We start from the raw sequence: 6,090 nt of genomic DNA, 5'->3' as shown, positions 1-6,090 counted from the left end.
TTTGTACTTCTGATATATCTCTTTGTTTCAATGCATCCTTCAGCTGCTGCTGGCGCTGCCAAAACAGCTTGGGATGAAAAATGATCCGTACAAAACGTTGAATGATCAAAAGCCAAAAACTGAAAAAAGACAAGAACTGTTTTGCTAACGAATGCTGCTGCTGCGAAATGAACCGGGAATAAAAGCGATACCCATTGGAGCTAACCTCACCTTTTCGGTAGGCTTCATCCAAACCATCCTGTTCAATGGATAGAATCAATCCTTGAATTTCCTGTATCTCTTGCTTTTCAGAATCAGTTAAACTATTGCGATACAATTCCCAGCGTCGATTTTCATAAGTATTGATTACTGCATCTGTCGCTAAGCGCTCTTTGGCATCCGTAGTTTCTTTCTCTTCTTCTTCCAAGATCTGGATGACTTCTTCTAAAATCAGCAACTGATTGAAATCAACAGATTCGGCAGCTTCACCATCTGCCAAATAAGGCAAGACAAGTACACTGATCACTAAAGTCGCTAAGATGACACAAGCCGTCAAAAATAAGAGCAAACTGCGGGCTTCAAATTGGTCACCGTTGATCGTTACAGGCAAGATAAAAATTGCCGCTAAGCTGACCGTTCCTTTGACCCCTCCAAAGGTCAACAAAGCTACTTGCTTCAAGTCCACGATTTTTTTTGATTGTAAAAACTGATAATAAAAAAGAAGGAATAAGAAACGAATGAAGAAGATAACGAGTGTTACTACTACGATGGTCAAGACTAAATGACCATTTGCATAAGAATTGCTTTCCCAAATGGGTGAGAATACTTGCGAAAGTTCAATCCCTAAAAATAAAAAAACAAGGGCGTTCAACGTAAATACAATTGTTGACCACGTACTTTCAGAGATATTGGCTAGTTCCGCATCGAACAAAGAGACTCGTCGTCTTCTTTGTGCTTGCGCTACACCGGCAACAACTGCCGCAATGATACCAGATACTCCAACCATTTCTGCAATCAAGTAGGCTGCGAAAGGCAATAGTAGTTCGATCAACAGATAAACAGTGACATCTTGGGCAGATATTTTTTCAATAAAGCGAATGATCCGCCGTTTTAGCCAAACGATCAAGTAACCAATCAAGCCGCCGCCAATACTCGAAAAAAGCAATTGAAAGCCAGCCCCCATAACAGAAAAGCTACCAGTGACTAAAGCAACGATAGCAAATTGGAGCGCTGTTACCCCGGAAGCATCATTCAAAAGACCTTCTCCTTCTAAAATATGCATGATGTTCTTGGAAATTTTTAAGCGTTTCGCTAAAGATGAGACGGCTACCGCATCTGTTGGTCCTAAGGCAGCGCCAAAAGCATAACAAGCAGCCAAAGGAATCGATGGCATCAGCCAATGCAGTGTCGTTCCCACTGCAAATAAGGTCAGCAAAACACCGCCAAAGGCCAGAAACAAAACGATCTTACTGTTCTTCAAGATTTCCGGAACATCGGCTCGTTCTCCTTCTCGAAACAATAGCGGTCCAATGATCATCACTAGAAACATCTCTGGTTCAAATGCGATTTCTTGTCCCATTTCAGTCAATCCTAGCAGAATGCCTAAGATAATCTGAATGAAGAAAATCGGTACTGATGGCAGTATTTTGCTGACAATATTTGAAAAGGTCACGAGGATCGCGATGATGATGATAAGTTCAATAAATTCCATCCATTATCCTCTTTTCTTTCGAATTGCGATTAATAACTCAAGAAAATGTTCTTTTTTCATGAGAATCTTATGATCGAGCTGATTCAACTCCTTTTCATTTTTTTCGATTTCACATTGAATCCGTCTTGATTCTAGACGAAATAATTCATGTTTCATGCGTTCAAATTTGCGAAACAGCAATGGATTCTTCCGTTGCAAATATTCGCGGATTTCTTTTTTTTCTGCTGGTGAGAACTCCCCTAGGCGTTCCATCAATTCTTGTTTCGTTAAACATTGCTTCGTCATGATAGCCCCCTGCAATTCTAGTCAATTATAATAGAAGTCAGTTAAAATGAAAAATGATTGAAACCAATCCTGCTTTTTCATTTCTTGTTGACCGAGAGTATTCTATGCCATTCAACCAAAAATAGCAAGACCCACTTACTAAAAAAGAGGTTTCTCTCCGAATTATTGATAATCTCTTAATAATTCCGATAGAAAGTATTTTGCTATAAAAAAAGTTGATGAACCGTCCTTCACTGATTTGGAAAATCATCAGCGAACGAACCGTTCATCAACTCCCTCTTACTCATTCAACGATTATGCCTTGCTTATTTCATATATAAATCATAGTAAGCATCCATGATTTCTTTCACGATTTTTACGTTTGGATGCGAAGTAGTTGAAGATTTAACCTGTGGTAAAACCACTGCAACTGCTATATCTGCATCATCACTTGGTCCATAAGCAACAATATTTAGGTTGACCAGATTGATGGTTTTGCCATTTTCATCGACAATCGGTGTCTCCGCAGTACCCGTTTTCGCAGAAAGTTCCATTTTAGCAGAAGCTAGTCCTGTTGCTGTAGCCCAAGCATCTGTTCCATGAACGGCATCATAAAATCCATTTTGAATGATTTTCATCTGATCAGTAGTTAAACCAACTTCGTTCAAAACGGTAGGTTCTACCGCTGATTTCAAGCTTCCTAAACCACCGGTTTCATCATTCCCATAGATACCCGAAACGATATGTGGCTGCAATCGTTGGCCGCCATTGGCCACAGTTGCTGCATATTGAGCCAATTGTAATGTCGTATAGGTATCAAACTGTCCGAAGGCTAAGTCCAGGATCTTACCGCCATCACTGACCGTATCTAATTTGTCGACAGGTGTGCTGATCCCTGTTGCTTCGCCAGGAAGATCGATCCCTGTTTTCGTCCCCATCCCAAAAGAGGCAAAGGCTGTACGCAGCTTACTGTAGGCTTCTGTTTGACGATCAACTGTTGGAATTGAAATTCCAGGCTGATACTCAATGCCCATCAAGCGTAAAGCAACCTGCATCATGTAGGAGTTGGAAGAAACTTCTAATGCTTGTTCAGCTGACAAATTGCGGTTGTTTGCTCCTGTCGGGTTAAAGATCGAAGCTTTGACATCAGAGCCGATGCGGATTGGTTGGTCATATAAGACTTCATTCCCATTCAAGACACCATTTTCCCAACCAGCTGCTAACGTCCCGCCTTTGACTACAGACCCTGGAACAAAAGCATTGATGAAGGTTCCGATTGCATTCTCTTGCAATTTGCTTGATTCTGCCTCATGTTGATAACCTGACATTGCCAAAATCCCGCCAGTTTTAGGATTGATCGCAACAGCATAGACTCCAGGCGAGTATTCTGCAGCTCCTGAATCCATCAAAGATTTAAAGTTATCTTGTAAGATTTCATCAACTTCTTTTTGGAACTTGGCATCTAGCGTCAGTACAAGATTATCTCCCTTAGAGCCCGCATAGATTTCTTTTTGGCTTTCAATATTATTGCTATTATCTAATGTGATTTGAGACTTTGATTTTGATCCTTGAAGGACTTCTTCATATTGCTTCTCTAAGTAACTTCGTCCTACACGATCATTACGAGCATACCCTTTTGCTAGATATTCATCCAAATTTTCTTCAGGGATCCCTTGTTCTTCTGTTGTCACAGTTCCGATCAAACTTGCCAATGAACTGCCTTCAACAATTTTTCTAGTCCAGTCTGTGCCGGTCGAAACTCCGGGAAGTTCGGTCATATTCTCAGCCACAATTGCTAGTTCTTCATCAGATACATCAGAATTTTTTAAATAAACAGTGCTTAAAGATTGTGCACTATTCATTCGTTTAAAAATGGAAGCTACTTTTAACTGATCATCATTAAAGGCAATATCCTCATCCGTTACTTTATCGACAGTTGCCGCATACTGTTCAGAAGCCCCGAGCGCTTTTTGCTTGGAACTTAATTGATCTTGCGCTTTCTTCAAATTTTCAGTATCTGCCAACCAAAAATCTTTCAGGTCCCGCTCTGTCAGATTCTTATCGATTGGAATATCGATCAATGTAGCTAGTTTTTGTGCAGTCTTCAATAAATCTTCAGCTGTCATCTTATTTCCTCTTGTAAAGGTAATGGCTGCATTGGCTTGATTTTTGACAAGCGGTTTGCCAGATGCATCATAAATCATTCCTCGTGGAGAGCTGCCATTGACTTCTACCACGGATGAAGCTTTCAATTGCTTCTCAATATTATCACCATTGACGATTTGTAAATAACCTAATTGCACGATCAACGCAACAAAAAGACCAAAAATCACAAAAAAGAGAAAATTCAATCGAAAGGGAACATGGGATTTGCGATAAGATTTTGTCTTAGGCTCCTCAGGCCCTTTTCGTATATTCTTAATGACTTTATCTTTTAGATTCTTCATCTCTTCTATCCTCTCATTACAAACTGCTTACCGTCTTATTTTACCAAAAATTTTCAATATAAACAGAAGAAATCAAAATTATCCAAGTATCCTTAGAGAAAATTATAAGAATTCGTTCTCATCCACTGTAATGTTTCACAGTTACGCAAAAAGATTTTTTTGTTGAGAAAAAATCTGCTTCACTTTAAGCTTCCTTAATCTTTTCCAATTTTAATCCCGTGAAACACATTTTCCTCTCTTCCATCTGTGGAAAAGTCTCATTCTTTCAGTCACTTTAAATTAAAGAACCTAAATGAGGCATATCACTTCATTTAGGTTCTTTAATTTAAGATACTCTATTTAAATATTATTCGCTTATTAATAACCATCGTCACTCAGTGAATCATCCTCATATTCTTGATTACCTGAATACCCATCATTCGAATAGTTACCATCCGAGGCATTATCCTCATAATAATCGCCGTTAGAAGTATTATCACTATCGTCATAAAATTGATAAGGAACATAGCCTTGAGTAAATTTATCACCTGTTGATAGCTCATCATTTTGAGGTAAGTCTAATTGTTCTTTCAATAAATTTTGTTTTTCGAGTAAATCATTCATTCCTAGGATTTGATAATAAATATCATTGATCATTTGATCCTCACCAATAAGCTGATCTTGTTTAATGGAATCAAAAGCCGGCAAATAGTTGGTTGCGATGTCCAACATGTCGGTCCATTTTAAGTCCGTTGTTGTATTCTTCTCAACAGCTTTTAAAATGTCACGATAGTTATTGACTCCATCCAGACTCAAAATTTTATTTACAATTTTTGTAACAACTTCACGTTGTCTTTTTTGTCGTCCGACATCTCCTTCAGGATCTCCCATTTCTGTATAAGGATCATACTTTCTGAATCTAGAATAAGCTAGGACTTGCTCACCATCTAAATGATATTTTCCCGGTGTTAATTCAACACCATCTAATTCAAAATGATATTTGTTATCAATTTCTAACCCACCTAGCGCATCAACTAAATCGCTAAGACCTTGGAAATTTATGGTTGCGTAATGATCAATAGGAATATCCAGCAAATTCTCTACGGTATCCATAGACATCTCAACCCCACCAAACGCATAAGCATGATTCAATTTATCCATTGTTCCGTACCCAATGATTTGTGTATAGATATCTCGATCTAGACTCACAATCGTTGATTGTTTTTTCTTAGGATTCACAGTAACTACCATGATAGTATCCGATCTGCCTTGTTCTGTTCTTCCCTTACCACCAGTATCAAGCCCAAGTAATAGAATTGAAAATGCGTCACGGTCTTCAATACTTACTTGAGTTTCCCTTTTCGCTGTTGTTCTTTCAACTGGTTGACTGATATTATTAAATGTATTTTCGGCCTCAGAATAAAAATTGATACCGTAAGCGGTCAATCCGATTATACCAAGCGCCAAAACACATAAAATAGTAACGATTATTTTCTGATAATTTCGCATAAAGCACCTCAATTGTTCTAATAGAATCGTTTAAATTTTCCCATAAAAAGGACACTTGTGCAATGTAAGAAATCTATCAACAACAAATTTAATGTTATTGAAATATAAATGAAATATGAACAGATAATCATAACCACCCGTGAAACGGGTGGTTTGCTCTTCGGCTAGAAGCCTCTCTTACCGGCCTCGGCCTAAAAGGCC

The 6,090-nt window shown here is 38.5% G+C and carries 4 protein-coding genes; all 4 read right to left on the bottom strand.

The window, feature by feature from the left end:
- Window positions 1-1,690: cation:proton antiporter (locus AB5Z52_RS15765; RefSeq protein ID WP_368267002.1), on the bottom strand; the 1,690-nt coding region annotated here is incomplete at its 3' end.
- Window positions 1,691-1,693: 3 nt separating this feature from the next.
- Window positions 1,694-1,975: a hypothetical protein gene (locus tag AB5Z52_RS15760; protein ID WP_003126954.1), complete on the bottom strand. Its 282-nt coding sequence runs from the start codon at window positions 1,973-1,975 to the stop codon at window positions 1,694-1,696.
- A 305-nt stretch (window positions 1,976-2,280) separates the two neighbouring features.
- Window positions 2,281-4,401, bottom strand: coding sequence for a penicillin-binding protein 2 (locus tag AB5Z52_RS15755; RefSeq protein WP_147735573.1), 2,121 nt, complete (start codon window positions 4,399-4,401; stop codon window positions 2,281-2,283).
- A gap of 357 nt (window positions 4,402-4,758) precedes the next feature.
- Window positions 4,759-5,889: an LCP family protein gene (locus AB5Z52_RS15750; RefSeq protein ID WP_060814597.1), complete on the bottom strand. Its 1,131-nt coding sequence runs from the start codon at window positions 5,887-5,889 to the stop codon at window positions 4,759-4,761.
- Window positions 5,890-6,090: the final 201 nt, after the last annotated feature.

This window comes from Enterococcus sp. RTP21361st1_A6_RTP21361_211029 (assembly GCF_040910045.1).
Lineage (GTDB): Bacteria > Bacillota > Bacilli > Lactobacillales > Enterococcaceae > Enterococcus_D > Enterococcus_D gallinarum.
The sequence above is the reverse complement of the archived record's forward strand: the minus strand, read 5'-3'. Positions and strand labels throughout refer to the sequence as shown.

Coding starts and splice junctions, on each gene's coding strand:
- AB5Z52_RS15760 (WP_003126954.1), bottom strand. CDS start 1,975: ATGACGAAGCAATGTTTAACGAAACAAGAATTGATGGAACGCCTAGGG.
- AB5Z52_RS15755 (WP_147735573.1), bottom strand. CDS start 4,401: ATGAAGAATCTAAAAGATAAAGTCATTAAGAATATACGAAAAGGGCCT.
- AB5Z52_RS15750 (WP_060814597.1), bottom strand. CDS start 5,889: ATGCGAAATTATCAGAAAATAATCGTTACTATTTTATGTGTTTTGGCG.